The sequence below is a fragment of the Bradyrhizobium sp. STM 3566 genome, assembly GCF_045571445.1.
Classification (GTDB): Bacteria; Pseudomonadota; Alphaproteobacteria; order Rhizobiales; family Xanthobacteraceae; genus Bradyrhizobium; species Bradyrhizobium vignae.
Window position 1 is genome coordinate 96340 of sequence record NZ_CP120693.1, and the last position, 24756, is coordinate 121095.

At 58.5% G+C, this 24756-nt stretch carries 23 protein-coding genes; 6 read left to right on the forward strand and 17 right to left on the reverse strand.

Annotated features, from left to right (window positions below; all coding sequences use genetic code 11):
* Window positions 1-14: 14 nt before the first annotated feature.
* The 3 genes from P6U27_RS37670 to P6U27_RS37680 are packed head-to-tail and all read left to right on the forward strand — an operon-like array spanning window position 15 to window position 2336.
* Window positions 15-662, forward strand: coding sequence for an amino acid ABC transporter permease (locus tag P6U27_RS37670; protein WP_407194690.1), 648 nt, complete (start codon window positions 15-17; stop codon window positions 660-662).
* The gene (locus tag P6U27_RS37675; protein ID WP_407123280.1) at window positions 646-1380 is read left to right on the forward strand and encodes an amino acid ABC transporter ATP-binding protein; all 735 of its coding nucleotides are present in this window, start codon (window positions 646-648) and stop codon (window positions 1378-1380) included. The genes P6U27_RS37670 and P6U27_RS37675 overlap by 17 nt, the downstream gene beginning before the upstream one ends.
* Before the next feature lie 59 nt (window positions 1381-1439).
* Complete coding sequence (locus P6U27_RS37680; RefSeq protein ID WP_407123279.1) at window positions 1440-2336, forward strand: hypothetical protein; 897 nt, start codon at window positions 1440-1442, stop codon at window positions 2334-2336.
* A gap of 280 nt (window positions 2337-2616) precedes the next feature.
* Here P6U27_RS37680 and P6U27_RS37685 read toward each other — a convergent pair whose 3' ends face one another.
* The 4 genes from P6U27_RS37685 to P6U27_RS37700 all read right to left on the reverse strand — a co-directional run bounded on the left by P6U27_RS37685 (window position 2617) and on the right by P6U27_RS37700 (window position 7735).
* Window positions 2617-2775 (reverse strand): NAD(P)-dependent oxidoreductase, encoded by a 159-nt coding sequence (locus tag P6U27_RS37685; RefSeq protein WP_407123278.1) that lies wholly within the window; start codon window positions 2773-2775, stop codon window positions 2617-2619.
* An 802-nt stretch (window positions 2776-3577) separates the two neighbouring features.
* Entirely contained in the window at window positions 3578-5134 is a 1557-nt protein-coding gene (locus P6U27_RS37690; protein WP_407123277.1) for an acyl-CoA synthetase, read from the reverse strand.
* Between the two features lie 100 nt (window positions 5135-5234).
* Window positions 5235-6560, reverse strand: a complete 1326-nt coding sequence (locus P6U27_RS37695) for an aminomethyl transferase family protein (protein WP_407123276.1) — start codon at window positions 6558-6560, stop codon at window positions 5235-5237.
* Window positions 6561-6586: 26 nt separating this feature from the next.
* Window positions 6587-7735, reverse strand: coding sequence for an ABC transporter substrate-binding protein (locus tag P6U27_RS37700; protein ID WP_407123275.1), 1149 nt, complete (start codon window positions 7733-7735; stop codon window positions 6587-6589).
* Window positions 7736-7972: 237 nt separating this feature from the next.
* Between P6U27_RS37700 and P6U27_RS37705 the strand changes: the two genes are divergently transcribed.
* The gene (locus P6U27_RS37705) at window positions 7973-8551 is read left to right on the forward strand and encodes a TetR/AcrR family transcriptional regulator (RefSeq protein WP_407123274.1); all 579 of its coding nucleotides are present in this window, start codon (window positions 7973-7975) and stop codon (window positions 8549-8551) included.
* Between the two features lie 898 nt (window positions 8552-9449).
* On the opposite strand, the gene P6U27_RS37710 is transcribed toward P6U27_RS37705, so the two are convergent.
* The 3 genes from P6U27_RS37710 to P6U27_RS37720 form a co-directional block, all read right to left on the reverse strand.
* Complete coding sequence (locus tag P6U27_RS37710; protein ID WP_407194702.1) at window positions 9450-10328, reverse strand: 3-keto-5-aminohexanoate cleavage protein; 879 nt, start codon at window positions 10326-10328, stop codon at window positions 9450-9452.
* Between the two features lie 17 nt (window positions 10329-10345).
* The gene (locus P6U27_RS37715; protein WP_407123272.1) at window positions 10346-10879 is read right to left on the reverse strand and encodes a cupin domain-containing protein; all 534 of its coding nucleotides are present in this window, start codon (window positions 10877-10879) and stop codon (window positions 10346-10348) included.
* A 77-nt stretch (window positions 10880-10956) separates the two neighbouring features.
* Window positions 10957-11955 (reverse strand): fumarylacetoacetate hydrolase family protein, encoded by a 999-nt coding sequence (locus P6U27_RS37720; RefSeq protein WP_407123271.1) that lies wholly within the window; start codon window positions 11953-11955, stop codon window positions 10957-10959.
* Window positions 11956-12254: 299 nt separating this feature from the next.
* On the opposite strand from P6U27_RS37720, the gene P6U27_RS37725 reads away from it, so the two are divergent.
* The gene (locus tag P6U27_RS37725; protein WP_407194691.1) at window positions 12255-12815 is read left to right on the forward strand and encodes a TetR/AcrR family transcriptional regulator C-terminal ligand-binding domain-containing protein; all 561 of its coding nucleotides are present in this window, start codon (window positions 12255-12257) and stop codon (window positions 12813-12815) included.
* 21 nt (window positions 12816-12836) lie between these two features.
* Here P6U27_RS37725 and P6U27_RS37730 read toward each other — a convergent pair whose 3' ends face one another.
* Window positions 12837-13322, reverse strand: a complete 486-nt coding sequence (locus P6U27_RS37730) for a PaaI family thioesterase (protein ID WP_407123269.1) — start codon at window positions 13320-13322, stop codon at window positions 12837-12839.
* An 86-nt stretch (window positions 13323-13408) separates the two neighbouring features.
* Window positions 13409-14632, reverse strand: coding sequence for an MFS transporter (locus tag P6U27_RS37735; protein ID WP_407123268.1), 1224 nt, complete (start codon window positions 14630-14632; stop codon window positions 13409-13411).
* Window positions 14633-14787: 155 nt separating this feature from the next.
* Between P6U27_RS37735 and P6U27_RS37740 the strand changes: the two genes are divergently transcribed.
* The gene (locus P6U27_RS37740; RefSeq protein WP_407194692.1) at window positions 14788-15582 is read left to right on the forward strand and encodes a helix-turn-helix transcriptional regulator; all 795 of its coding nucleotides are present in this window, start codon (window positions 14788-14790) and stop codon (window positions 15580-15582) included.
* A gap of 368 nt (window positions 15583-15950) precedes the next feature.
* Here the strand turns inward: P6U27_RS37740 and P6U27_RS37745 are convergent, their stop codons facing one another.
* From P6U27_RS37745 to P6U27_RS37780, 8 genes are all read right to left on the reverse strand, one after another.
* Window positions 15951-17156, reverse strand: coding sequence for an MFS transporter (locus P6U27_RS37745; protein ID WP_407194693.1), 1206 nt, complete (start codon window positions 17154-17156; stop codon window positions 15951-15953).
* Between the two features lie 184 nt (window positions 17157-17340).
* The gene (locus tag P6U27_RS37750) at window positions 17341-18474 is read right to left on the reverse strand and encodes an FAD-dependent oxidoreductase (protein WP_407123265.1); all 1134 of its coding nucleotides are present in this window, start codon (window positions 18472-18474) and stop codon (window positions 17341-17343) included.
* Between the two features lie 215 nt (window positions 18475-18689).
* On the reverse strand, window positions 18690-20141 hold the full coding sequence (locus tag P6U27_RS37755; RefSeq protein WP_407123264.1) for an NAD-dependent succinate-semialdehyde dehydrogenase: 1452 nt from the start codon (window positions 20139-20141) through the stop codon (window positions 18690-18692).
* Between the two features lie 12 nt (window positions 20142-20153).
* Window positions 20154-21170 carry a dihydrodipicolinate synthase family protein gene (locus P6U27_RS37760; RefSeq protein ID WP_407123263.1) on the reverse strand — a complete coding sequence of 339 codons (1017 nt, stop codon included), beginning with the start codon at window positions 21168-21170 and terminating at the stop codon, window positions 20154-20156.
* A gap of 74 nt (window positions 21171-21244) precedes the next feature.
* Window positions 21245-22261 (reverse strand): ornithine cyclodeaminase family protein, encoded by a 1017-nt coding sequence (locus P6U27_RS37765; protein ID WP_407123262.1) that lies wholly within the window; start codon window positions 22259-22261, stop codon window positions 21245-21247.
* A 152-nt stretch (window positions 22262-22413) separates the two neighbouring features.
* On the reverse strand, window positions 22414-23112 hold the full coding sequence (locus tag P6U27_RS37770; protein ID WP_407123261.1) for a FadR/GntR family transcriptional regulator: 699 nt from the start codon (window positions 23110-23112) through the stop codon (window positions 22414-22416).
* Between the two features lie 55 nt (window positions 23113-23167).
* Window positions 23168-23554 carry a Rieske (2Fe-2S) protein gene (locus tag P6U27_RS37775; RefSeq protein ID WP_407123260.1) on the reverse strand — a complete coding sequence of 129 codons (387 nt, stop codon included), beginning with the start codon at window positions 23552-23554 and terminating at the stop codon, window positions 23168-23170.
* Window positions 23555-23687: 133 nt separating this feature from the next.
* A complete protein-coding gene (locus tag P6U27_RS37780) occupies window positions 23688-24611 on the reverse strand; it encodes a VOC family protein (protein ID WP_407123259.1) in 924 nt (307 codons plus the stop codon).
* Between the last annotated feature and the right edge of the window lie 145 nt (window positions 24612-24756).

The window sequence follows — 24756 nt, forward strand, 5'->3', positions numbered from 1 at the left end:
CATGGAGATGGCAGATGAATAGCGCCTACATCCTCTCGTTGCTCCAGGGTCTATGGGCGACCGTCATCTTGAGCCTGTTAACTTTCCTGTTCGGCGGCATCGCCGGCTTCATCGTCGCTCTGGCACGCATCTCGCGGAATTGGGCGATCTCGCGCGGGGCCGCGGCCTATATCGAAATCATGCAGGGACTTCCGTTGCTCGTTCTCATGGGCCTGTGTTTTTACGGGCCGAGCATTGTGGGCAACGACTCCTTGTCTCCGCTGGCGGCAGCGACCTTCGCACTTACGCTCTACAGCAGCGCTTATCTGGGCGAGATCTGGCGCGGCAGCATTCAGGCGGTGGCGAAGCCGCAATGGGAAGCGGCAGAGTGCCTCGGCCTGACGCGCTGGCAGCGCATGAGGGCCGTCATCCTGCCACAAGCTCTGCGCATCGCCATTCCTCCAACAGTCGGTTTCTTGGTCCAGATCGTCAAGAACACGTCGATCGCCTCACTTGTGGTCGGATACGCCGAGCTCTCCTACAACGCAAAGATCATCAACAACGCAACATTTGAGCCGTTTCTCTACTTCGGCATCGCTGCCCTGATGTACTTTGCGATCTGCTATCCGCTGTCGGTTCAAAGCAGAGCCCTCGAAAGGAAACTCAATGTCGCCAATCGTTGAACTAAAGGACGTGCGCAAGAGCTTTGGCGAGCTGGAAGTCCTTAAGGGTGTCACCTTTGAGGTAAACAGGGGCGAGGTCGCCGCCATCATCGGCCAGAGCGGATCGGGCAAGAGCACGGCGCTCCGTTGCATGGATCGCCTGGAGACCATCCAAGGCGGTTCGATGCTGATCTGCGGCCACGAGCTCCATGATGACAACATCGACTTAAAGTCGCTGAGACGCGACGTCGGAATCGTGTTTCAAAGCTACAACCTCTTCCCACACCTGACCGTGGCCGAAAACATCATGCTAGCCCCCCGCATGGTAAAAGGCATGAAGCAGCGGCAGGCCCGCGAAATTGCTGATACCGTGATCGCCAAGGTGGGGCTGCGGGAGAAAATGGATTGCTATCCGGAGCAGCTTTCCGGTGGGCAACAGCAGCGCGTAGCAATTGCCCGCAGCCTCGCTATGGAGCCCAAGTTGATGCTGTTCGATGAAGTGACCTCAGCGCTCGACCCGCAGCTTACGGGCGAAGTCCTGCGTGTCATGGAGCAGCTCGCAGCCGACGGCATGACCATGATCCTGGTGACTCATGAAATGGCCTTTGCCCGCAAGGTGGCGGACCGCGTCCTTTATATGCGCGATGGCAAGGTGCACGAAATGGGATCGTCGGACATCCTGCGGACGCCGGCGACGCCGGAGCTGGCAGCGTTCGTCGCGGAATCAGCTGAGCATTAAGGCCGTGGCAGCGAAAGGGCGACCAAACGATCTGTCTCAAATGGTTTGAATTGCATCGTATGATCACCAGCCCGCTCTTGATAGCCGGTGCGGCTCGACTTGGCTTCTCGGCGTCCGCTGGCGGACGCGTGACCTTTCTCGAGCTGTGCAGCAGCAACGGTGGCGGCTTGCCGCGACGGGTCCTGCGCCCGTTCCCGGCTGGGGTAGGACCGGCTCAGTTATGGCGCTGGCCGAAGGGTGGTATCTATCCCCTCGTCCCCTATAGCAATCGCGTGAGGGACGGGGTTCTTCTTTTCCAGGGTAAGCGGTACGAGCTAGCGCCCCATCCCGACGCGCAGCCGCATACGTTGCATGGGCATGCGCACAGGATGCCTTGGGAGACGACCTCACTGACGTCATCGCAAGTGACGATGCGATACGCGTATAAAGGAGGCGCCGAATGGCCTTGGCCGTTCAGCGCAACTTTTAAGGTCGATCTTGAACAAACGCATGCCATATTTTGCCTGAGTCTTCGAAACGAGGCGCAGACGCCGATGCCGGGCGGGATTGGCCTGCATCCTTATTTCGAATACCAATTCGAGGACAACATAGAATTTGAAGCACCGATCGACTGGCCGGTGACGGCGGACTATCTGGCCTCGCTGCCGCAGGCCGACTCTGGTGGCCCAACGGCAGGTTCATTGCCGTCGGGTGAGGTGACGCTTTATCGCAGCGGCTGGCGCGGGATCTGCATTATTCGCCGCGCGAATGGAGACCGGATCGAGATGCGGGCGGATCCGGCATTTTCTCATTTTGTGCTGCATCGGCCGGCTGATGCGGCACATCTTTGCGCAGAGCCCGTCAGCCACGTCGCGGACGGATTCAACCTGCTCGCTCGGGGGTGTGCTGACACCGGGACCGTGGTTCTCGGACCTGGGGACGAGCTGAAGGGATCTGTGGTGATTTCCCTTTGTTGATTGCTGCGGTTGTTTATAGTTGCGCGACAGCGCCGGGCTTTCGGTACTCTCTTTGCGACCCTTGAGCAGAGTCAAAGCCTTATCGATCCACGGCTCTTCCAGAACACGGCGAGGCTCGCTCGGAATCTCAAGGCTCGGAGAAGCGCTATTTCATTTGACGGTCGATCAGAATGCCGTTCGGCCCAATGCATCAGATGCATCGGCGTTGTGATGCTCTTCGTGCTTTCACCCGGCGAGCGTAACGACCAACAACTCGGTCCGACGCGTCAAATCGACGAGCTCAGACATAAGCGCAATAGGGAAGATCGGACCGGCTACTAACTTCGAAATAGGCGATCTCGCAATCGGACGGTGCCAGCCGTTTGGCAGCCGCCGCGCCGGGCCGCCCCATTCCGACTAGGCCTACTTTTTGGTCGTTCACTCGAGTGACAAGCGACATGTAGCCCTTTGGGAAAGCTGAAGCCTGAAAAGCGCCAAAAGTCACTTTCAGGCTTCGTATATCTTCCGGCTCGCTTATGACACGGTATCAGGAATTCACTTGCGGAATTTCGCTTGGGTCGGCGACTGCGGTGCGTCGGGTACTCAAGCCGGAGGGTCAAGCTAGCAAACGTTGAATGGCTAGCCGACATTTTGCAAGCGCCCAATGTATCATACTGGACCGGCCTAAATCATATCTAAAGCCGGCTCTCGAATCGCCGAAGTAGTTGTTCCCTCGAGTCGGACCCGTGGCGCGTTGAGCGACGCCGTGCACGGCTAGACTAGGGGGCCGCACTTCGAAATGCGTTGCTCTCTCCTAAACGCGCAGCATTCCGTTGTTGAGCAGCAATATGGCCTTTCGTCCGAACGTATGGTCGGCGGACCCCAGTAATATCGGCTTGCTGCACGAGACATGGTGTGCTGGACAGCTCGGCGTTCCACATCTGGGCAAAGGAACGAACAACGCGAGCTACAGCGTGTCAATCGGCCTGCAAATGTTGCAAGCTGAATGATGCAACCTTGATGTGCGGTTCTCTCATGAAAAGACGCGCTGCGGGTCTGCGTCGCACCTTCTCGCGCCGTTTGCACGACTTTCCACGAAAGGCTCCCTTTCCAAGTTATGCTACGAGGCGTACCGAAACTGTCAATTGGCGGGTTGCTGCGATAGAACGCTGCGATCAATTCATTCTCGACCATCCTATCCGGAACAATGTCCGCTGCTCGTTTCGGCCTGTATGTGAGCCAACAGCACTGTGCGCTTTGACCTAATTCACGGCACGGCTGCGAGTGGTCCAAAACGGCTTGCGCAACTCGGCCTTCAAAATCTTGCCAGCTCCAGACAGCGGCAGCGGGCGGAGCCTGACTTCGACGCTACGAGGACATTTGAAATTCGCGAGACGGTCTTTGCAAAACGTCAATATGTTCTCCGCAGAAAGGCTTGCACCAGCTCGCGGTACGACACAAGCGTGGACCGCCTCGCCCCAAGTATCATCTGGAATGCCTATGACGGCGACCTCGGCGACGTCGGGCATAAGTGAGATCACATTCTCGACTTCGGCGGAATAGACATTCTCCCCTCCCGTAACGATCATATCCTTCAGACGATCGACGATGTAGAGGAAGCCATCTGCATCCATCCGCCCGGCGTCACCTGAATGCATCCAGCCTTCGCGAAGTGCCGCTGCGGTCGCATCAGGCTGCTGCCAATAGCCCTTCATCACCGTTGGTCCACGGACGACGATTTCTCCGATGCTGCCCCGGGGCACTTCGTTGCCCTGTTCGTCAATGACCGCAACGTCAACGGTTGCAACCGCTTGTCCGCAAGAGCGCAATAGACCTGATTGCAGATGATCAGAAGTCGTAAACTTCGCATCCATCAATGTTGCGATCGGTGAAAGTTCAGTCATGCCCCAGGCTTGCTGAAATCGAACATGCGGCAGCTGCTGCAATACCTCCTGGAGGAGACCATCCGACATGGGAGCGGCTCCGAAGCAAACGCGCCTTAAGCTGCTCAGATCGAATTGATCGAAGCGCTCGTGACGGACGATCATGTTGATCATGGTCGGGACCAGGGTAACGTTGGTGACCCGCTCAGCCTGCACGGATTGAAGGAAACTTATCGGCTCAAACCTCGGCATGAAAACGTGCTGGCCGCCGAGCATGGTCACGCCGTATGTCGAACAACTGTCAGACAGGTGGAACATGGGAGCTGCGTGCAGATACACTGACCCGCCATCGAAACCCATGCCGATTGTCATGTTCATGGCATTGGTAACAAGGTTGGCGTGAGACAGCATCACGCCCTTGGGACGGCCGGTGGTTCCGCCTGTGTAGTAGATGCCGGCAAGATCCTCCCCTCCCCGCAACGCGTCCTGTGCGGGCCCGACTGCGGAGAGCACCGCGTCATAGGCAAGGACATTGCCCTGGCCTGGCGTGCTATCGAAATCCAGGATTGTTTGCATCCCTTTCGCCGCAGGAAGAGCGTCGATGATGTCTCGAAAATGACGATCCACTATAAGAGTCCGCGCTCCGCAATCAATGAGGAGGTATTCGATCTCTGGCGCCGTGAGCCTGGTATTGATGGGCACCACAACGCCGCCCGCCCAGGGAATGGCAAACAACGCCTCAAAATACCGGTGATTGTTGAGTGAGACGATTGCGACGCGGTCCCCTGCCTCCAGGCCTCTTGCCTGTAGAAATGCTGCCAAGCGGCAGACCCGGTCGGCTGTTTCGGCCCAGGTGCGCCGGCAGCGACCATCGACTGTGGCCGGATGATGGGGTTGAATCTGGAGAGCTCTTCGGAGCATCTGGGTCAGATACATGACAAAGTCTCAATGAGGGTCGCCGCGCTAATCGAATGGTTTGTTATAAGTTCTAGATGCGATGATCAGACCGGAAGCCCAGCCAAGGGACTGAAGCTGCCTACGGGGCCAGTTGCGCTGCTCTCAGATCTGTACGTCGATTGTCTTTCTTGTAGGGAGATGGAGCGACGGTGGCGCGAATGTGCTTTTGCCGCTTGCCAGGATTACCCCAGACAACCTCGACCTTGGTGCCGACCTCGCTTTTGTCGAGATCGATCACACAATGAGACATCATCTGCCGGAATGTAAAGCTGAAGCTACGTGATGTTGCGACTCCGACTTCTCGTCCACCCGCGAGCACCGAATGGGCGTCCATGCAGAAGCGCTGCTGACGTGGCATGTCCATGAAATCGTATGGCTCTTCATCAGCTCGGAAGAGGGAATTCTGGACATCTTCACAATCTTCGGCGTCCCAGATCAGCGTCATGATCTTGCGGTGTGGATCTGCAGTCTCACGCTCCAGGGCTTCTCGACCGTAGAAGTCATGATCGAACCTGATATTTCTGGTCCAGCCAAGCTCCACCGGACTGCGATAATAAGCCGACACATGGTCGGCCTGAAAGCTCCCCTTTGCTTTCAGGCAACCATCCAGCGTCCAGCGTCTGAAGTTCAAAGCGCCGTGCCGCTCGCGGGCCGCAAGGTCATCGTAGAACGCGCTCTCGCTCGGTTCGCAAACCGCAGGCAGATAATCATGGGTCACCGTCGGGAAGCACGCTTCCAGGTGATTGATCATAGCGGTGCGGGATCCGAGGCGGCGGATGCCCGCAGGCTGCCCGGCTTCCAGGATTGCTCGACGAACGCTGTTTGCATGAGGTAGCGGGCCCTGGAGTTCAAAACCGATCTCGCCGGCCATTCCTTGCCGCAGAAAGAGCGTGGCATGGCCTGCAATGGCAAACGAGTGCTGGTGCATGAAGCGAACATCGCGCAGGCGCGGCCCGACGAGCTTCTCGAGCACTTCGACCGAGGCGGGACCTTGGACCTGAAATTTGAACTTGCTGACGCGGTAGTCCCATTCGGCGTTGTAACCACCCTTCCGGAGCTGATATTCCAGCCAGGCCGTAACCGGACCCAGCGCCTGAAACTCGAACTCGTCGGCTCCAAGGCGCATCAAGATGCCCTCTCCGATAATCTTGCCGTCGTGGTTGCAGCAGATGATGTGCTTGGCCTGACCGATCTCGAACTTCGCAAAGCTGTTCACCGCAAATTCGGAGAACAGTCTCAGAGCATCGGGGCCTGAGACGTGCAGTTCATCTAGAAACGACCATTCCCCAAGATAGCAGCCCCTCTTCCAGGACTCACTCTCGTCGATCCAATCCGTGTATTCGAGCTTGCCCCACCCTGCAACCGACGGAATTCCAGTTCGCAGCTGTTCAATGGTAATGCTCATTCATTCGTCTCCCACGAGCGTCGGCGCTATTGCATCAGACGGAACTTGCCGCCTTCGACCTTGATCAGGAAGGCGGAGCGCTCGTCGTAGCCGTTGTGATCGGCCTTGCTCATGTTGGACAATCCATTGTTGAGATACACGTTCTGCCCGCGTTCGAGCTCGTCCCGAAGCGCTGCCCGAAACTCCGCTGTGCCCGGTTTAGCCCCCTTCAGTGCGTTCGGCGCGGCTTTGCCGATCAGCGCGATGACATCCCACAGATGCGCCGCAAAAAGGTTCGGCTTTTGCCCGTTGGCTGTCTCGTAAGCCGCCGTCAACTCCTCCGTCGCCCGACGGAAAGGGTCACCAGATGGAAGATCGGCGGCGATGGTAAAGGCTTCGCCGGCAAATACCGCGCCCTCGACGTTCGCGCCGCCGAGCTTAATGAATTCTTCCGTCGCCACACCGTGAGTTTGGAAGATCTTTCCGCCATAGTCGTGCTCACGAAGGGCCTGTTGTGGCAAGACGGCGGGGGTACCTGCGGAGGCAATGAACACCGCATCAGGATTGGTCGACATCACCTTGAGCACTTGTCCCGTGACGCTTGTGTCGGCTCGCGCATAGACTTCGTGCGTCGTCACCGTGAGGCCCAGGGTCGGAGCAAGGCGGCTTACCTCCTTGTAGTATCCCTCTCCATATCCATCAGAGACGCCGACATAACCGAGCGTCTTCACGCCGGATTTGGCGATATGCTTGAGAATTGCGGCCGCCATCAGATCATCATTGGGAACGACCTTGAACGCCCAGGCGCGCTTCTCGTCCATAGGCTGAACGATGGCTGTGGCAGCAGCAAGCGAGAGCAATGGCGTCTTCGACTCGAGCGCAATGTCGAGCATCGGCATCGTTACCGGCGTCAGCGAGGATCCAACAAGCACGTCAACGCCGTCCTGGATCACCAGGCGGCGGGCGTTCTGGACTCCCTTAGTAGGGTCGGACTCGTCATCCAAGGTGATGTAGGTAACTTTCTCGCCGCCGATTTGCTTGGGCAGCGCAGCGACAGTCTTGAGCTGTGGTTGCCCGAGCGCGGATCCCGGGCCGGTGGCTGAGATGACGATGCCGACCTTGATCTCCGCGCGCGCTTGCTGCACTGCAAGAACAGAAACGGCCAGCAGACAAGCGCCGATGAATGCTTTTCTCATTGCACGTCCTCCCAATGCTTCCCGCCTCGCCCATTGGCACGTCATGGCCATGAGCGGAACCGACTGCTATTTCTTCCCTGCCCGACGGGCCCCGAAGCGTTACAGCTTCTGAGCAGTCAGATATTGATTGCATTAGTCTTTTTCGAGTCTATCGATTAGTCGATAGAAAAACACAGGTCGCCTATGGCTGTCAAACCTCTTGGTACGGAATCGAAGACGACGCGACGATGGGCCCACATGTATCAGAAGGTGCTCGACGCCTCGGCGACGGCGTTTGCCGAAAGAGGCTATGAAGGGTCCAGCATCCGGGACATTGCCGACCTTCTGCAAGTGAGGAGCGCGAGTCTTTACTATTATGTGCCGTCCAAGGAGGCCGCGCTTTTCGCCGTATGCGAGGCGGGAGTAACGAACTTCATCGCTGCTCTCGGCAAGGCGGTTGCCGAGAGCACCAGCGCTGCGGAAAAAGTCAGGGCTGCGATACAGGTTCAACTCTCGCCGCTTCGCGAGAGGCCGTATGGGGACTATATCCGCGTGTTCTTGCGCCACCGCCACGAACTTCCCGATGATGAGCGGCGGCGGATTGTCGCGTTGTCGCGCGAATATCAGAAGCTCGTGCAGGACATCTTCACCGCTGGGGTGACAAGCGGCGAGTTCCGCCCGACATTGAACGCGGAATATGCGGCCTTCGCGCTGCTCGGCCTTTGCAACTCGGTGATCAGCGCGCATGTCTGGCCACGTTCGGCTGACATAGATCAGGTCATTGATGAATACGCCGCTATACTTCTTACAGGTGTCGCTGCCAGACCACCGGAATAGACCTCACCGAAGCATTGTCCGGCGACCGATTGAGCGGAGAGAAGTAGGTCGAGCTTCATCAACTTACGCTCCGGAGCGGCTCATCGGTGCTTTCGATTCCTTGGCCAAACGAGTGCAAAAGCAGATCCATGTCCGCCGCAAATCGCTTTGGCTCGGCAGGATCGCGACGGACCTGTCGGGCTTACGAGAAGGCACTATTGAACTCCGCCAGAGAGCGTCTCATCTCATCATCGGGAATGCGCGCCCCTCGAACTCCCTCCGCCCTTCGTCCTCGTCCAGGCTGATTGCAATGGATCGCCATTGCTGTCATTGGGCCTGCGGATGAGCGAGCAACTCGTTCATCTTGCATTTATCGCGATCCCTAGCGGGATGGATTCGTTGCCGGCGAGCTCGTCGATAGAGCAGGTGGTGCCCTCACTAAGGCTCAAGCTCAGCCGGGGGAGAATGCGGCCTACAAGTCAGATCACCTCGCCCGTCGCGACGAACGAGAAAGCCGTTCTCGAGGTTTGCGCATGTACCTCATGCTGGCGAAGAACCGCTTGTTGGGCGGATCATCTGGGCGACGAAGAGACAGGTGACGCGCGCGGCCCCAAGCCGATGATGACCAAGCGGCGCTACCAGTCTCAAGCAGGCGACCAGCCAGGCAAAAAGAGCTGGCGCCGTGACGTGAAGAACAGTTCGAGTGACCCAGCTATGGCACCCAACGGGTCCTTCAGCGAGGTTTGTGCCGAGCCAAACAGCTTTGGTACGCCATGTGGGGAATGATCAGCCCGACACTGATGGAAAGAAGTAGCGTTGCGATCGCCTTGCGCCGTTTAATCGGTTCCAAGTTTTCCGGATCAAGTAAAGCGACAGGATTTTGGACGTTGTTCAACGAGCAAGACGTCCCCCTTTTGCTTTATCTGCCGAGCAAGATCCTTCTCGCCTCGGTCGGAGTGGCCGGCCTCGATCCGCCGCGCGTTACAACCCGGACCGCCTCTTCGACAAGTTCTGCGTTGCTGGACGCAAGCTTCCCCTTGGCGATGTAGAGATTGTCCTCGAGGCCAACGCGGACGTGACCTCCGAGCTCACAGGCCGCGGCTGCGATTTTGAACTGATCGAGCGAGATGCCGAAGGCGCTCCAGAGCGCTCCAGGCGGCAGCAGACTGCGCATCAATTGAAGCACGTCGGCTTGGGCAGGGGCGCCCCAGGATATGCCGAGACAAAACTGGAAGAAGGCGGGAGCCTTCAGCACGCCGGTTTCCAAGAGATATTTGGCGAGCCGAATATGTCCAAGGTCGAAGACCTCTATCTCCGGCTTGACGCCCGCCTCGAAAATCGTTCGCCCCATGAATTCGAGGTCGTCTACGAGATTGACCATCGCAATCCGACCGAAGTTCAACGTCGCAACGTCTAGGCTACAGATTTCCGGCTTGAGCTTGAGGATATGGTCGAGCCGCTGCTGCGGTGTCATCGGTGGATTGACCCCGGGCGCCGGCTGAAGCAACAAACCACCGTCTGGCGTGTAGAGCGACCCCGGCCCGCTTGTCAGGTTGATGACGACATCCGTCGACGACGTCCTGATGCGGTCTACGACATCTGCATACAGGTCGAAGTCAACCGACGGCGCGCCAGTGGCAGGATCGCGCACATGAATGTGGACGACAGCTGCGCCTGCCTTGGCCGCATCGATCGCTTGATCGGCGATCTGCTTCGGTGTGACGGGCACCGCTGAACTCTTGCCGACCGTGTCACCGGCACCGGTCAATGCGCAGGTAATGATCGTCGGATGGGACATGCGATGCGCTCCCTCGGCTATTCGCGTGCGCCATCGATCAGCACGAAGGCAACCCTGCTGACCTGATCGGAGCGGTTCGACCATGCATGGTTGGTCCCGCGTTGAATCAAAACGTCGCCTGCGCGCATGAGCGTCTCACCTTCATCGAGCATCGCCCAGATCTCTCCTTCCAGAACGATCGCATAGTCGAGCGTATGTGTTTTGTGGAAGAAGAAATGCCGCGCCTTGGTATCGAAGGCGTCAGGACTACCAATGCCCTGCCTGAACTCCTCGAGCTTCTCGCGAGAGTAGAGGCTATCGGGCGGAAATTCGGCAATACGAAGGATGTTGCCGCTTGGTGGCGGCTCGATCGCGAGCTGGCGATCAGCGGGAGCAGTTTCCGCCTCTTTCATGAGGTCGGCAGGTGTCTTGTCGCAAGCCCAAACGACCGTACCTGCAAGACCCGGGGTTCCAGGCACAACACGAACGTTTGGTGCCGCGCCATCCGAAATGATGACGGAACGGCCGTCCTCGCCGTGTCCGGTCACAATACGACGAACGGGCTTAGCCATGGGCAATTCTCTAGCTTCGAACGAGTTCAGGTATAGGAAGCGATCTTCGACCCGGAGCGGTCAGGTGACGGCAAGCCTCACCAGAATTTCTTGCGCTTCTCCGGCCACCACCGCTTCTCTTCCGGCGCGGTGATCTTGGAGCGGAGCGTTCCAATGCGAGAAACTTCGAGCTCCAGCACATCACCGGGCTCGAGCTTGCGGCCGATCTCCAGACCCGATCCATTGCCGACCGTGCCCGAGGCGAACAGATCGCCTGGCTGGACGTATTCGGAGATTGACATGTAGGCCAATGACTCGCCGGGTGACCAGATGGTCTCCTTGCTGTTGCCGCGAGAGCACTCCTTGCCGTTGATGCGAACCGCCATCTCCAGATCATCAAGACGGCCGATCTCGTCCATCGTCACGATCCAGGGCCCGATCCCGAAGGCAAAATCCTTACCCTTCCCGGGCCCCATTCCGATCTTCATCTCCAGCTTCTGAACGTCACGTGCGCTGTAGTCGTTGAAGATCGTGACGCCGAACAGAGCTTTTTGTGCCTCTTCGGGCGTCAGATTGTGGCAGATGCGACCGACGACATAGCCAAGTTCCAGCTCATAGTCGAAATAGTCAGTATAGAACGGCTTCGGGACTTCTGCATCGTGCCCCACCGCGGTGAATGGCGTCCCCTTGAAATAGCCGGGAATCTCGAGCAGCGCTTCGGTAGGTTCAACGCCAACACGCTCGTGGAATTGTTTGATGTGCGTGACGAAGGTGAGGCCATCACGAATGACGGGTGGATCGACGGCGCTAAGCCAGTTCACGTTCGAGATGGCTGTTGCTGCGTCGTCTGCGCGCGAGGTGACCGCTTCATGCGCGGTTTCCAGGAACACCTCACCCAGCGCAATGGCAGCGGACATGCTGGGAGGAAAGATCGCTGATGAGAGTCGCTGGGCAGCCTCGCGGGTTGCGCCCTTCGCTTGCCGGCGCAGCACCTCCGCGCTCGCCAGATCGACAACCCGGCTCTTCGAAGGCTCGGCCGCGACAAGTCGGCTGACCGGGCCGAACGGAGTGTCGACCGAAATGCGTCCGAGCTTCATGGTTGCTCCTCCCTTTTTGTTATACGGAACGCACCGTATCGTTTGTGCCATTGCTGTCAAGCTGGAAGTTTTAGCTCCCCCCACGGAGTGAGCGCGAAGTGTTTGTCGAACGAGGTGAGGCCGTGCTAGGCAGACGGGTCAGGTTAAAAACTGTGTGGATCTCGGCAGCATTCATGGCATCAACTATTCAAACACGCCGCGTATCCAAAGCCGCACGCGGACAGTTCGCCGAAGATCCGGACAACTCGGATGCAAGGCCGATCGGAAGGCCGCGCGATCTCGCATCGCGACGTTCTATCTTGTCCGCCACCATGAGCCTGCTGCAGACGACTTCCGTTGCCGACCTCGCGATCGAAGCCGTAGCGCGAGAGGCGCGCGTTTCGAAGGCGACAATCTATCGCTGGTGGGAGGGTAAGGGCGCACTGGTGATTGATGCGTTCATGGAATCGCATTTCAGCAACACGCCGATGCCGACGGCCGTCGATCCGCGGACGGCCATCAAACGTCATCTCACCTCGCTCGTCCATTATTTCGCTGGCCGCGCCGGCAAGCTTGTCGTGCAGATTCTATGCGAGGGCCACGACAACAACGCGCTGCTGGCGGAATTCAACGAGCGATTTGCCAAGAACCGCCGGCGCTTGGTCCAGGAGACGTTCGAGCGAGGCCAGCGCGATGGACTGTTCAGGTCTGATGTCGATGCGGCGTGGGCCGTCGAGATGCTGTACTCGCCGATTTATCGCCGCTTGATCTTTGGTGAGCCGCTGAATGAGCAGTTTATCGAGATGCTTTGCGGAAGCGTGGAAACCTTGTTCTCGAGCGATCCAAAATCCAAACGGGCCCGGCCGAAGGGCAAAAAATAGCCTGTAGCGATCCCGCATTCCTCACACGGGCTCGGCGCCAGCAACCCCGCTCATGGCGAGCTTGCGCCTGGGCCTCACGATTGCAAGCGAGGAGGTCGCCGTTGCGATGGCTCTTTTGTCACGGTCCTGAAGCTGAGCGCGGGCAAAGACCACGTTTTTTCCGCAGCGCTCGATTTCCGCAAGCGCGCGGTATCCGCCGATTTTTGCCGATCTGAGATAGGCGACATTCATATTTATGGTTGCAACGGAAAGCCCGTCGGGGATCGCCAGCAGCGCGGCATAGGCCATGGCAAAGTCCAGCATTGTCGTGAGCGCCCCGCCGTGAACGACGTCCTCGGCCTGCAAGAAGTGCGTGCCTACCTTGAATGACAACTCAAGGCGAGGTCCTGAGAGATCGATCACCTCCAGCTTGGTCTCCAGGGATGTCGCCAGCGCGGTCGAGTTGACCGCGATGGGCAGACCACTGCCCTTTTCATGCTGACGCAGGAACTGCTGATCCAGATTCATGAAGTGTTACGGTCCATTTCGGAGTGCTAGGCCGCGGTGGCTCTAGGGAATGTGATGATCACCGGTCGGCGAAAGACTGTGCAACATTAAGCGGTGTGTGGTGCGACCGACTGATCTCGGAACACCGCGAGACGGCCAATGAGGCAGAGAAGAGCGGAAACCAGTAGACATCCTGCGCCGACCACGAACCATGGCAGGTAGTTGCCGGCCGCGTCAAAGAGCACGCCAGCCAGAATGGGTCCCCCGCCCCCGCCGATCGACACTGCCAGATAGATTCCGCCGAATAAGGTGCTGAAGTGCGCCGGAGGAAAGCGCCTGCCGACCAGGAAAAGCGCTAGATCGAACTCCGAGCCGATAGTGAACCCCATCGCCAAGGTGCCCGGCAGGATCAGATCCGAATTGCCCGAGGCCAGCATCAGCACCCCGCAGGCCGACAGCAGAAAAATGCTGGCCGCAAGCAGATTAGTCTCGACGGTATCGAGCAGAAATCCAGTGATCAAGCGGCCGACAATAACGGCAAATCCGATCAGCCCGGCCAGTTTGGCTGCTGTCGCTGGCGCAATGCCACGATCCGTGAGCATCGGGACGAAATGGACGATTGTTCCGAAGATCCCGGTCGAGGCCAACAGGAAAATGGCGGCAAGCAACATGAAGCGACGGTCCGCATAGAGTGCCCAATTCCGCTGCGTCCGGCTTGACTCAGCCCTTTCGCTGCTGTTCTGGTTCCTCAGCAACAGAGCTATGGTCGGGATCGTTCCCAGGGTCAAAAGGGCCAGGCCGAGGTAAGCGCCGCGCCAGCCGTAGGCACCGAGAAGAGGTCCGACGAGCGAGGGAAACAGAAGCGCGCCAAGGCCCGGGCCGCAATACACGATCCCATAGACGAGCCCCAGGCGCCTTGGAAAATTGCCGACGACCATGCGTCCGTAAGACACCGGTGTGGTCGCGCTGCCGAGAACGGCCAGAAGAAGCGTCAGGGCAAGGAAGCTCGCCAGACCTGCGGTCGCCATTGCCAGCAGCAGGAACGAGACCGCTAGGCCGCCTGCCGAGAGCAGCGCCATCCGGAAGGCGCCAAAGCGGTCAACCAGACGGCCGGCAAAGGGACTGGCGATACCGATCACCAGAATACCGACCAGCGGCCCTAGGGATGCCATCCCGCGCGTCCAGCCGAATTCGGCTGCGATGGGCTTAAGAAACAGCCCGGACGTGTAGAAATAGATCGATGAGACGCTCATCATCATGCCGAGCATGCAGCCTGCAATCAGCTTGCGGCCGCGCCAAAGCTCGCTTGGTGACCCAACATCGTCGCTCACGGTTATTCCTCCCTCGCGTCGACTCCCACATCAACTCTTGTTCTTGCTTGTTTTAGTTACTAACCGTATCGTTTCGAAACTGGCGCGTCAAGACGCCTTGCTTGTGCTGTCGGGTACCGAAGCCCAGGCGCGCTCAAAAAACAGAGGAGGAAGCCATGCAAACCCTCCGGCTCTCGGAGACGGAAGACTTGAGTGACGTCACGGCTGCCGTACTTGCGATCGGGCGGCCTGCCTTTTCCTGTGCGTTGATGGATGCATTGTCGCGCATCGCAGGTGTCGACCACTGCATGGTGTTCGCCTTCCATGGTGAGCGTTCAGTCCGGCCGCAGCTTGACATCGGCAGCGTTTCTATCGCCGGCGAGCTTGGAGCTGCCTATGCCGACCACTTTCATCTCGCGGATCCCAATCGAGATGTGATCTTTGGCAAAGCAGCGAGCGCTTTTCCCATCCTGCTTCCGGCATTCTCTCGCAGGATGTACAATGCGAATTACGCCAAGATGTTTTTTGAAGATGCCGGCATCGTCGACAAAGTTGCAGCCGCGATATGGGTTGATTATTCCTGCTTCTACGTCAACCTCTATAGGACCAGGAAACGGGGCCCTTTTATCCAAGACCAAGTCGGGCGTCTGTCCCGCATTACGCCGACGGTCGCCGCGGCCGTGGCCCGCCATTTTCAGGGCGAAAGTCTGCTAGACGAGGATCCATTCCAAAGACTCGAGGCGCTATTCTCGCGCCCGCCCCTCATCCGGCTCACGCCTCGCGAAAAGGAGGTTTGCGTGCGCATCTTGTCCGGCCTCGGCTCGGAGACGATTTCGGCCGATCTAGGGATCGGCCTGCAAACCGTGCTGACGTACCGCAAGCGCGCATACGGCAAGCTTGGCATCTCCTCGCAGAACGAACTGTTCGCAATCGTGCTGCGACTGGCTTCGCCTCAGTTCGTGCGGCAGTGAAGGCAACGATCCTGGATATTTGGCATCCACGACAAATGTTGAAGGCCTCATCGGCTACGCCGACCTTTGGCCTGCGCCTATCTATTAATGATCGCTTTGGCGCCGCCAGAATTGGTTTGATCAGGATAGCGATGTTTCTCCGCCAATAAATCTGGCCCTCAGCCGATGTGCCCAACGGCGCATCCTTGCGCAGAAACATCGGTTTAGGTCAGCCGCGAAAGCGAGCAGTCTGTGACATTCATGACATCGCATACTTCCGCAGACGTCCTGCTTGACGGTGACAGGGCGCACGCAATACGCGGAAGTGGTGGGCTTGACCGGCGTCCACCCGATCGCGAATGGGAATGAGCCATCAACCCCGTGTTCATCTACTTTGCTTCTGCCAGTTCTAGCCTGATGTTTCCGCCCAACGGGGTCAGGCTGCAAACAAGAATGATGAGCGTGGCCGCCCCAGCGACCCAGCCCAATATGCCTACAGCAGCGTCAAGCCCACCTGCGCCCGCGGCAAGGATGCCAGCAATGATCGGGCTGAAGAACTGACCGATATAGAATGCGCCCGCGAATCCGCCAGAACCCAACCCGCGCTGTTCGAAAGGGAGCCTGGACATGATCCATGTTAGATGGAGCGGGATCACAAGGCCTCCACCGACACAGGCGATAAACGCTCCGACGACTGTGATCGGCGGGGTCGAAGCCGCCGAAACGAGCGCGAATCCGCCTGCAAGCAACACCCAACCGCAGCTCAACAAACGCATCACGGGTTGACGCGCAAAGGCCTGGAAGAGGTAGGACCCGAGTGGAACGCCGAGATTGGCGATGGCGCTCGCGATACCGATACTTTCGGGGGTCAAAAGTCCACGAGAATTGAGAATGAAGCTGAGCTGGACCGGCACTACGTAGAAGGCGATGGAGGCGACCATGGTCATCAACCAGAGCGGCGCGATCTGCCTCCAGGGAAATGATTTCGAGCCTTGGGCCGCCTCGCTGAACTGATCGATCGGGTTCGCCGGCTCCCAGAGGAAAAAAATGAAAAGCGGCAGCAGCACGATCATGAAGCCGTAGACGAGAAACGGCGTATGCCATCCCCATGCCAATCCGCCCAAGGCACCCCCGAGGCCGAATGCGATCACCGCAATCACCGATGCGGAGCCGAACTGGAACGCTAACCATCGCTCGCGAGCGCGCCCGGAGAAGTAGTCTACCGTCAACACGGTCGCGACCGCGGTCAATATCGCCTCTGAAGCGCCGACGACCATGCGGCTTGCGATGATGTAATAGATGTCATTGAGCCATACCGGTGCGGATCCAGCGATCGCGTAGACGATGATGGCTGCCACCAAGGAGTTCTTGCGTCCGAAACGCCTCACCAGAACTCCGACAAAGGGTGAAAGAAGCGCTATGATGACTGCTGGTCCGGCAAGCACGATCGTAACCAAAACCTGGGCATTCGGAAGATGCGCAAAATCTTTCATCATGAACGGCAGAACCGGCGATAGCAGAACAACTCCAAACACGGTCATCCACGGAGAAGAAGTCAAAATCCATCCCTGCAACGACCCCGCTTGTCTCGTCATTCATTCCTCCTCTAGTAGTGTTTCCGATCGGGCTTGAGTTATCATTGTTGCCTTTGGCAACTGGCAGATGCATTCGATCGCGTCTAGATAGACGCATTCATTGCGCTGATTCGCAGTCCACGAGGTTCCGCGACCATCCGAGGCGATTCTGTCTCTGCGCCATCTGTCGGCACTCCGTCCCACCTCAAACGGGCGAAGCCAGAAAAGCGTAGCCGTCGCGAAGAAGACCCAAAGCATATTCCCGGCCATGCTCCGGTTTTCGTTCTTCCTGGCAAATCGCGTATCCGGTATCGTATACGCGCCTGACCCTTTGCTCACGCCGGTGACTGTAGGCGTCGAGCGCAGTCTCCAAATCGTTATGCCGATTCAGTTCCTGAGACAGAACCAGCGCATCCTCGATTGCCATACCACCGCCGGATGTCATCTGCGGCGTTAGTGAATGCGCCGCGTCGCCCAGCAGCACGACGCGGCCGCGGTGCCACGGCGCTGGCATCATCAAGACATCAAATGGGCGGTAGCTTATGTGTTTGTCCTCGCCGATCATCTTGGCAGCCTCGACCAATTCGGGCGCTGTAAATGGAGCGAGAAGATTACGGAGATAGTCGCATACTTGATTTTTCGGAATGCGAAGCTTTTCATCCGTGCTTTCTAAGGAGAAAAGATAGCACAATTCCTTCGATAGCGGCAGGGCGCCCACCATTCTGCCTGTCGGAGCACGATATATGACGAAGCCATTGATAGCGTCGGTGCGAGGAACCGTGTAACGCCACACTCCTTGCCCGGCATAATGCGTCTTGAAGTCTTCGCCGAAGATCTTCTGGCGGGATTTGGAATAGACACCATCTGCCGCGATCAGAAGGTCGGCCCGATCGACATCGCCGTTAGAGAGTTGAACCGTAACCCCGTCGTCGTCCTGATCAATCCGAGTGATCGTTGTCTTGAAGTCGATCCTCGCGCCACTGTTCGTTGCGAATTCTTCAAGGACCTGCCCTAGGCGCGGCCGCATGATCCCCAGTGCAGCTGGACGATCGGGATTCCAAATCCGCGGTGAAGACTGCTCGCTCAGGATATTTCCGCCAGCATCACGCACGGAGACAACGTCCCAACCGTAGCCGCCTTCAAGACAGGCTTCTACCAACCCCAATTCGGAGAGTGCCCGCAAGGCATTCCCGAGCAGCGTGATGCCGGTACCAATCCGGTCGTGCTTATCGCCTATTTCAATGACTCTGGTGGCTACGCCTATCCGCTGAAGCGCATGGGCGACCGTCAAGCCGCCAATTCCGCCACCCACGACGATAACCTTATTCACCGCGGTCATGTTTCCTCCTTCTTCTTTTTCATCTTAAATGGCGACCTGCGCCTCCGTGCAGACCGCCAATGCGTATCTACCCAAAGGGCTGGTGTTCGGTCGGCAGTTAAACCTGCTCTTGGCCGCAACATTCAGCGGGACGCTGACCCTCACGTCGATTTCAGCGGCGTCGCCGAGGTCAATCCGACTCGCCTACTGAACAGTCATCATCTCTCCATCGTTCGTTACAGCGAAACTGCGATGTACTTGGTTTCAAGATATTCCTTGATGCCTTCAGTCGAACCCTCGCGACCAAGACCGCTTGCTTTGCAGCCACCGAACGGCGCGGCAGGGTCGGATGCCAGTCCCCTGTTGAGCGCGACCATACCGCTCTGCATCTGCCCGCACAGGCGTAAGCCGCGCTTCAGATCCTCGGTATAAACGTAAGAGATCAGCCCGAAGTCCGTATCGTTGGCGAGCTTCACGGCGCGCGCCTCATCGTCGAAGGGAACGATTGGTGCGACGGGGCCAAAGATTTCGTGTTTCAGAATATTTGCATCTTCCGGCACATCGGCGAGCACAGTGGGGGCATAGAAATGGCCGGGACGATTGAGCCGGTGCCCACCCGTTACAATGCGCGCGCCGCGCGCGACAGCATCCCGCACAAGCTCGTCGATCTTGACCACCGCTTCGGCATTCACCATGGGGCCAAGCTGAGTGTCCTCGTCGACCCCGTCGCCGATCTTGAGTGCCGCCATTCTTTTGGCCAGCCCTTCGGTGAAGCCCTCATAGAGGTTGCGCGAGACGTAGAATCTGTTTGCCGCCGTGCACGCCTCTCCGCCGTTGCGCATCTTCGCCACCATGGCGCCATCGAGGGCGTCAGTGAGGTTAGCGTCGCGGCAAACGAGAAACGGAGCATTGCCGCCAAGCTCCATCGAGCTCGTCAGCACCTGATCGGCGGCTTCCTTGAGGAGGACGCGACCGACTTCGGTCGAGCCCGTGAACGAGACGGTCCGCACTCTCGGGTCATGCAACACGGCGCTGACCGCCTTACCAGACTGGGAGGTTACGATCACGTTGATCGCGCCCTTCGGGACGCCCGCTTTAAGCATGATTTCCGCGACTGCGAGCGCAGTCAGAGGTGTTTCCGTGGCAGGCTTGAGGACGCAGGTGCAGCCGGCGGCGAGAGCGGGCGCCATCTTGCGCGTCGCCATGGCTGCGGGAAAATTCCACGGCGTTACCAGCACGGCAATGCCGACGGGCTCATAGGATACCAGAATATGGTTCTGCCCCGAAGGCGCCAGGCTCATCTCTCCGATGATCCTTGGCGTTTCCTCGCTATACCAGCGGAAGAACTCAGCGGCGTAGCGCACTTCCCCGAGCGCGTCCGGGTAAGCCTTACCGTTTTCGAGCGAGATCAGGCGCGCCAGCTCCCTCTCCTCTTCGATCATCAGTTCGAAGCATCTGCGCAGGATTTCGGCCCTCTGCCGCGGAGAGGTGGCCGCCCAAGCTGGCGCAGCGGCCGCGGCAGCGTCGACCGCGGCCAGCGCATCGGCGACGCTGGCATTGGCCACCTGGGCGATCACTTCGTCGTTCGAGGGATTTCGGACCTCGATCGTCGCACCGGCCTCGCCATCACGCCACTCTCCAATCAGGATCGGATGGCTTCCGGACTGATACTTACTCGAAATCGTCATGTCATCGCCTGGTCAGGAGGGATTGCGGCCAATGAAGAATTCATGGAACGGGTCTTCGCTGGGATTGAGACCCGAGGCCTTCTGAGCATTCCGAAGTGCAAGCATGTGATTTTCGTGCAGCCGGGGCGTCGGCGCGCGGAGCGGACCGCCATTGTAGCCCTGCAACCACCCCTGGAATTTCCACTGCATGCGGTTCAACATGAAGGAGCCCGTCATCGACTGGGTCATCTGGTTCTTGACCTTGCGGGCGGGATGCATGCGCCAGTAGATCTCGGTTGCCTCGTCATATTTGCCCTCGCGCAGAAGCTTCATGACCCTTGGAATCAATGGTCCCCAGAACTCATGGTCGGAGGTGGCGGAAAGCTGGATTGGAAAGAGCTGGGATAGCGGGATGAGATCCCACTCTAGGGGCATCGAGATGACCACCTCTTGGCCAAAGAGGCGATGGCATTCGATCACGCTCATGATCGAGGGGTGACCACCTTCCGCCTTGATCGCGCCAATGTTGGGACAGGCATCGAGCAAGCGCCGGATCAGTTTCGACGAAATGTCAGCCGGATGCAGGCGGGAGAATCCCCAGATTGCCATCGGAAACAGGAGCACGCCGAGATTGGTCGCATCGCAGAACGCCTTGGTGTATTGGAAGATGTCCTCTTCGGATTGCGGATAAAAATTGGCAGGATAGGTCAGCAGCACGTAGTCTGCTCCGGCTCGTTCAGCGAGCTTGGCGGCCTCGATGTTCTGCCCGAGCGTATTCCAGCTCGCATGGTGCATGACGTAGAAGTCCTTGCCGGCCTCCTCCTTCATGATCCGGACGAAATCGAGATATTCACGCAGCGTGATATTGACCTCACCAATGGCCAGCGAACCGACAAAGCCGTGCTCCTTGGCGAGCGCGACATCGTGACGGATCGCCTTTTCATTGATGCCGTTCAGATCGCTCGTGAAGGAGGGAATCGTGCAATTTACGGCGCCGACCATTCTTTCGCGCGTCCAGGCGCGCGTCTCGCTTTTCGAATAGGATGCCACTTTTCTCTCCCTCGGGCTGGCGAATATGCAACCGTCAGTCTCTGCGGTCGGCTAACCGAACGCAGGTCTGCGACTTAGATTGTTTTTCTGTAGAATTCGATCGGCAACGTCACCAGGCGATCGGCCTTGCTGGCGAGCTCATATGCAAGCTCGGCGCAGACGATGTCCTGGATACCGGCGCCGACGCTCTTGAACATAGGCATGCGCGCGGCCTTGACCCTGTCCTCGATCGTTCCGCACAGGAGCTCGTTGAGCGACACGCATTTGTGCTCGAAGCTGACGCCGGCCTCCTTCGCAGCGATCATGTCACCGGTCTCGTGCATCACCTCGTCAAGCACGTCGCATACGATGAGATCGCAGCGCGCGACCACGCTGGTGTCGATTTCACGCTGCTCGGGGACTGTGGAGCCGACCGAGACGACGGCCCGGCAGTTATCCAGCCAATCGCCGTAGAGGATGGGCGACTCATCCCGCGAGCGCGCGGCCGCAACAGCGAGCGTCGCCGGTCTCACGGCATCCTCAGCAGTATCTGTCGCCAGGCAGCGAACGCCGGTTTCTGCCTGAAATGCGTCTGCAAAGCGGGCCCTGCTGGCCGGCGTTGGGCTAAAGATACGCAGCTCACGGATCTTGCGGATGGCGTGAATCGCACGCGCGTGCGCCGCGGCTTCTTGGCCGCTACCTATGACCCCAACGATCAATTCGTCTTTCGGCGCCAGCACCTCAAGTGCTGCCGCCGATGTCGAGGCGGTACGGAAACTGGTGATGAAGGCTCCATCAACAAGGGCACGGAGCTCGCCGGTTTCCTGTTCGAACAAAGGGATCAGATAATTGATCGCGGGCTTAGGCCCCATGCCGAACAGCTTGCCACCCATGAAGCGTGCGCCCGGCGGAATCGCAGACAGGCTTCGCAACCAGACGCGGCCATTCCGCGCCACGGTGCGAAGCGGACTGACCATCGGCCCATGCGCAACGGAATAGGCCTGCGAGAGGCTTTCAATGACCTGTCTCCAATCCAGGATTTCCGAAACCGCTGAAGCCGAGACAAAGCTCACGGCTTTGTTAGATATAGCCACGGCACCATCCTTGGTCAACCAATATCCACCCAATATCGATCAATAGTCGACCAATCTGGCAGAGTCAATGAACCAATCTGTGTCGAGGCCTGATTGTGAATAGCTTAGGGGATCGGCCCAGCGCGCTGGCCGGGCCCTAGGAGGTTGCAATGTGGGCTTTGCGCCCTAGTCTAGAGCGGCGCGAATGGACCGAGCAAAGCCTTGCGGACTTCCTCAAGGTGGCTGCGCATGAGGGTGGCTGCATCGCGCGCCTCGCGAGATTCGATTGCGCCAAAGATCGCCTCATGCTCCTGCGTGATGTGGGCGCGCCTAGCTACCGCGGTGGGCAAATCTGACAGGCGCCCCCAATTCCTCTGGGTCTGGCTCTCCTGGATCATGACCAGGATGTTCAAAAGCAACTGGTTCTTGGACGCTCGGGCGATAGCCAGATGAAAGTCCTTGTCGAGGGCGCTCCATTCCTCCCAAGGCTCGATTTGCTTAGACTTCTGAAGAATTGCCCCAATTCGTTCAACGTCGGTCCCGGTCGCGCGCTGCGCCGCGAGAAACGCGATCTGCGGCTCGAGGGTAAGGCGGGCTTCCAGAATTTCTGACGGGTTCGTTTCCAGGTCAGGACCCGTCCCAGTGGCCGCAGGGCGTAGCTGAGGGTCCGGTGAGGCGCTCATGAACGTCCCCTGCCCCACATGGCGCCAGATCACCCCATCGCGCTCGAGCCGGGCCAGAGAGGTCCGAAGGCGACTACGGGTCAGCTTCAGATCTTCGGCGAGCTGCCGCTCGGGAGGCAATTGCTCATTGGGACGGAAGCCGCGCTCTTTCAGGTATTTCCGCAGCACTTCAAAGGCAGGTTGGCGAGAATCAGTGATGTCGTCCATTCGCCCAATATCGCCCAATTTTGGGTTGGGCGCAAGGGGCGGCGACTGAGACATGTCAATCGGACGCGAGCCGTTCGCCGCCGGCACCGCCCCCGGGATCGAGCAAGAGCCGAATTTCTCCCCCCTCAGAAATTGAGACCTCGACTGAGGTCAGCGATTGACCGAGGCACGGTCCGAGAACGCAAAGACCAGTTGGGATGTCGAATGTCGCACCATGCGCGCTGCATAGAATGCGGCTTCCGTCCTTGGTCAGATACGCGTTCTTCTTCCAAGGTAGCGGGGTCTGGCCATAGTGAGGACAAATGTCGAGGAAGGCGTGGATCCTTTCCCCCCTCCGCACAACGAAAACGCTATCGCGCCCCTTCTTGAAAGGATCAAACCCGCAAGCCTCGCCATCCCTCAGATCTGAGAGATGGCAAAGCGCCGGCGTGAACTGCTTCATTGCATCTGAGCTCAAATCACAAGTCGCACGAACGGAAGACAAGGCCTTGGCGCCCTACCGGCCGCGGCTTCGTTCGATCTCTGAAAGAAGCGAGAGAAATGCCGGACCGCGCTCCTCTTGCAGATGTTGTACCTCAACCGCCCGGAGCCCACTTCTCTCGGTGTTCGAGCAAAAAGATTTGAGAATGCTCAGTCTTCATCGGTAGTTCGCGCGGCTCCCACTTGTCATCCAGGACATCCATGTCGGCATCGAACTCGGCGTGGGTACCCATCGGGCTGTTGAAGTACCAGAACCAGTTGGAGCCGAATTTGTGGCGGCCCGGCCCCCAGAACGACTGATAGCCCTTTTTCACCATGCGCGAGCCCGCGAGCATCAGTTCGGTCGGCCCTTGCATGTGAAACGCAAAATGCTCAAGTCCCTTCATGTATTCCGGGGTTTGAATCAGAAACAGCGTGTGATGATCGGTATTCGAGGCCGGACGCAAGAACGGACCGCCACCCGTAAACCGGTCCATGACGGTGAAGCCGAGGCGCTGGGTGTAGAATGCCTCCATCTTTGCCGCATCAGGCACGAAATAAACCACATGCGACAGGGTTCGCGGCGATGCCGCAGCGTCCTCGTCGGCTCCGATTTCGTTGATGCCGCGTTGTGGAGCGGCACCTGGCGAATTGATGCGCTCGGGAAGGAGATCCAGCTTCCGGCGGCGCGTCAGGCGGAATCCCAGCGCGAAACCCAGATCATCGACCGACTCTACCGTGCCATCCGGCTGAACCTGAACCTGCCGGTCCTTGCTCAACTCATACTTGACCTGGTCGAGCGTGCCTTGATCTTCGACGCCGTAGATCGTCTTTCTGAGCATGTTGCCGGTCGGCAACGGCGGCGGCAGATGGAGGCTATCTTTGGCATGAATCGAAAGGCCGGTACCATCCAGCGCCTCGTAGAAGCCGGAGCCATCCTTGTCGCCAACGTGCTTCAATCCGTAATCGGTGATGAACGCGGCGCATGCCTCTACGTTGTCGACGCCGAACACGAGCTCATCAGGGCCAATGATTTTCACGCTAGTCCTCCTCCTTTTTTGTGAAAGCTCCCGGCGTTTGGCGCGGAACGCATTCACGACGGCATCGTCCGCCTCACCCCCAGAATAGGGGCTCGCGCTGCATCACGGAAATGGATAGTTTAAATCACATATATTGATACGATCC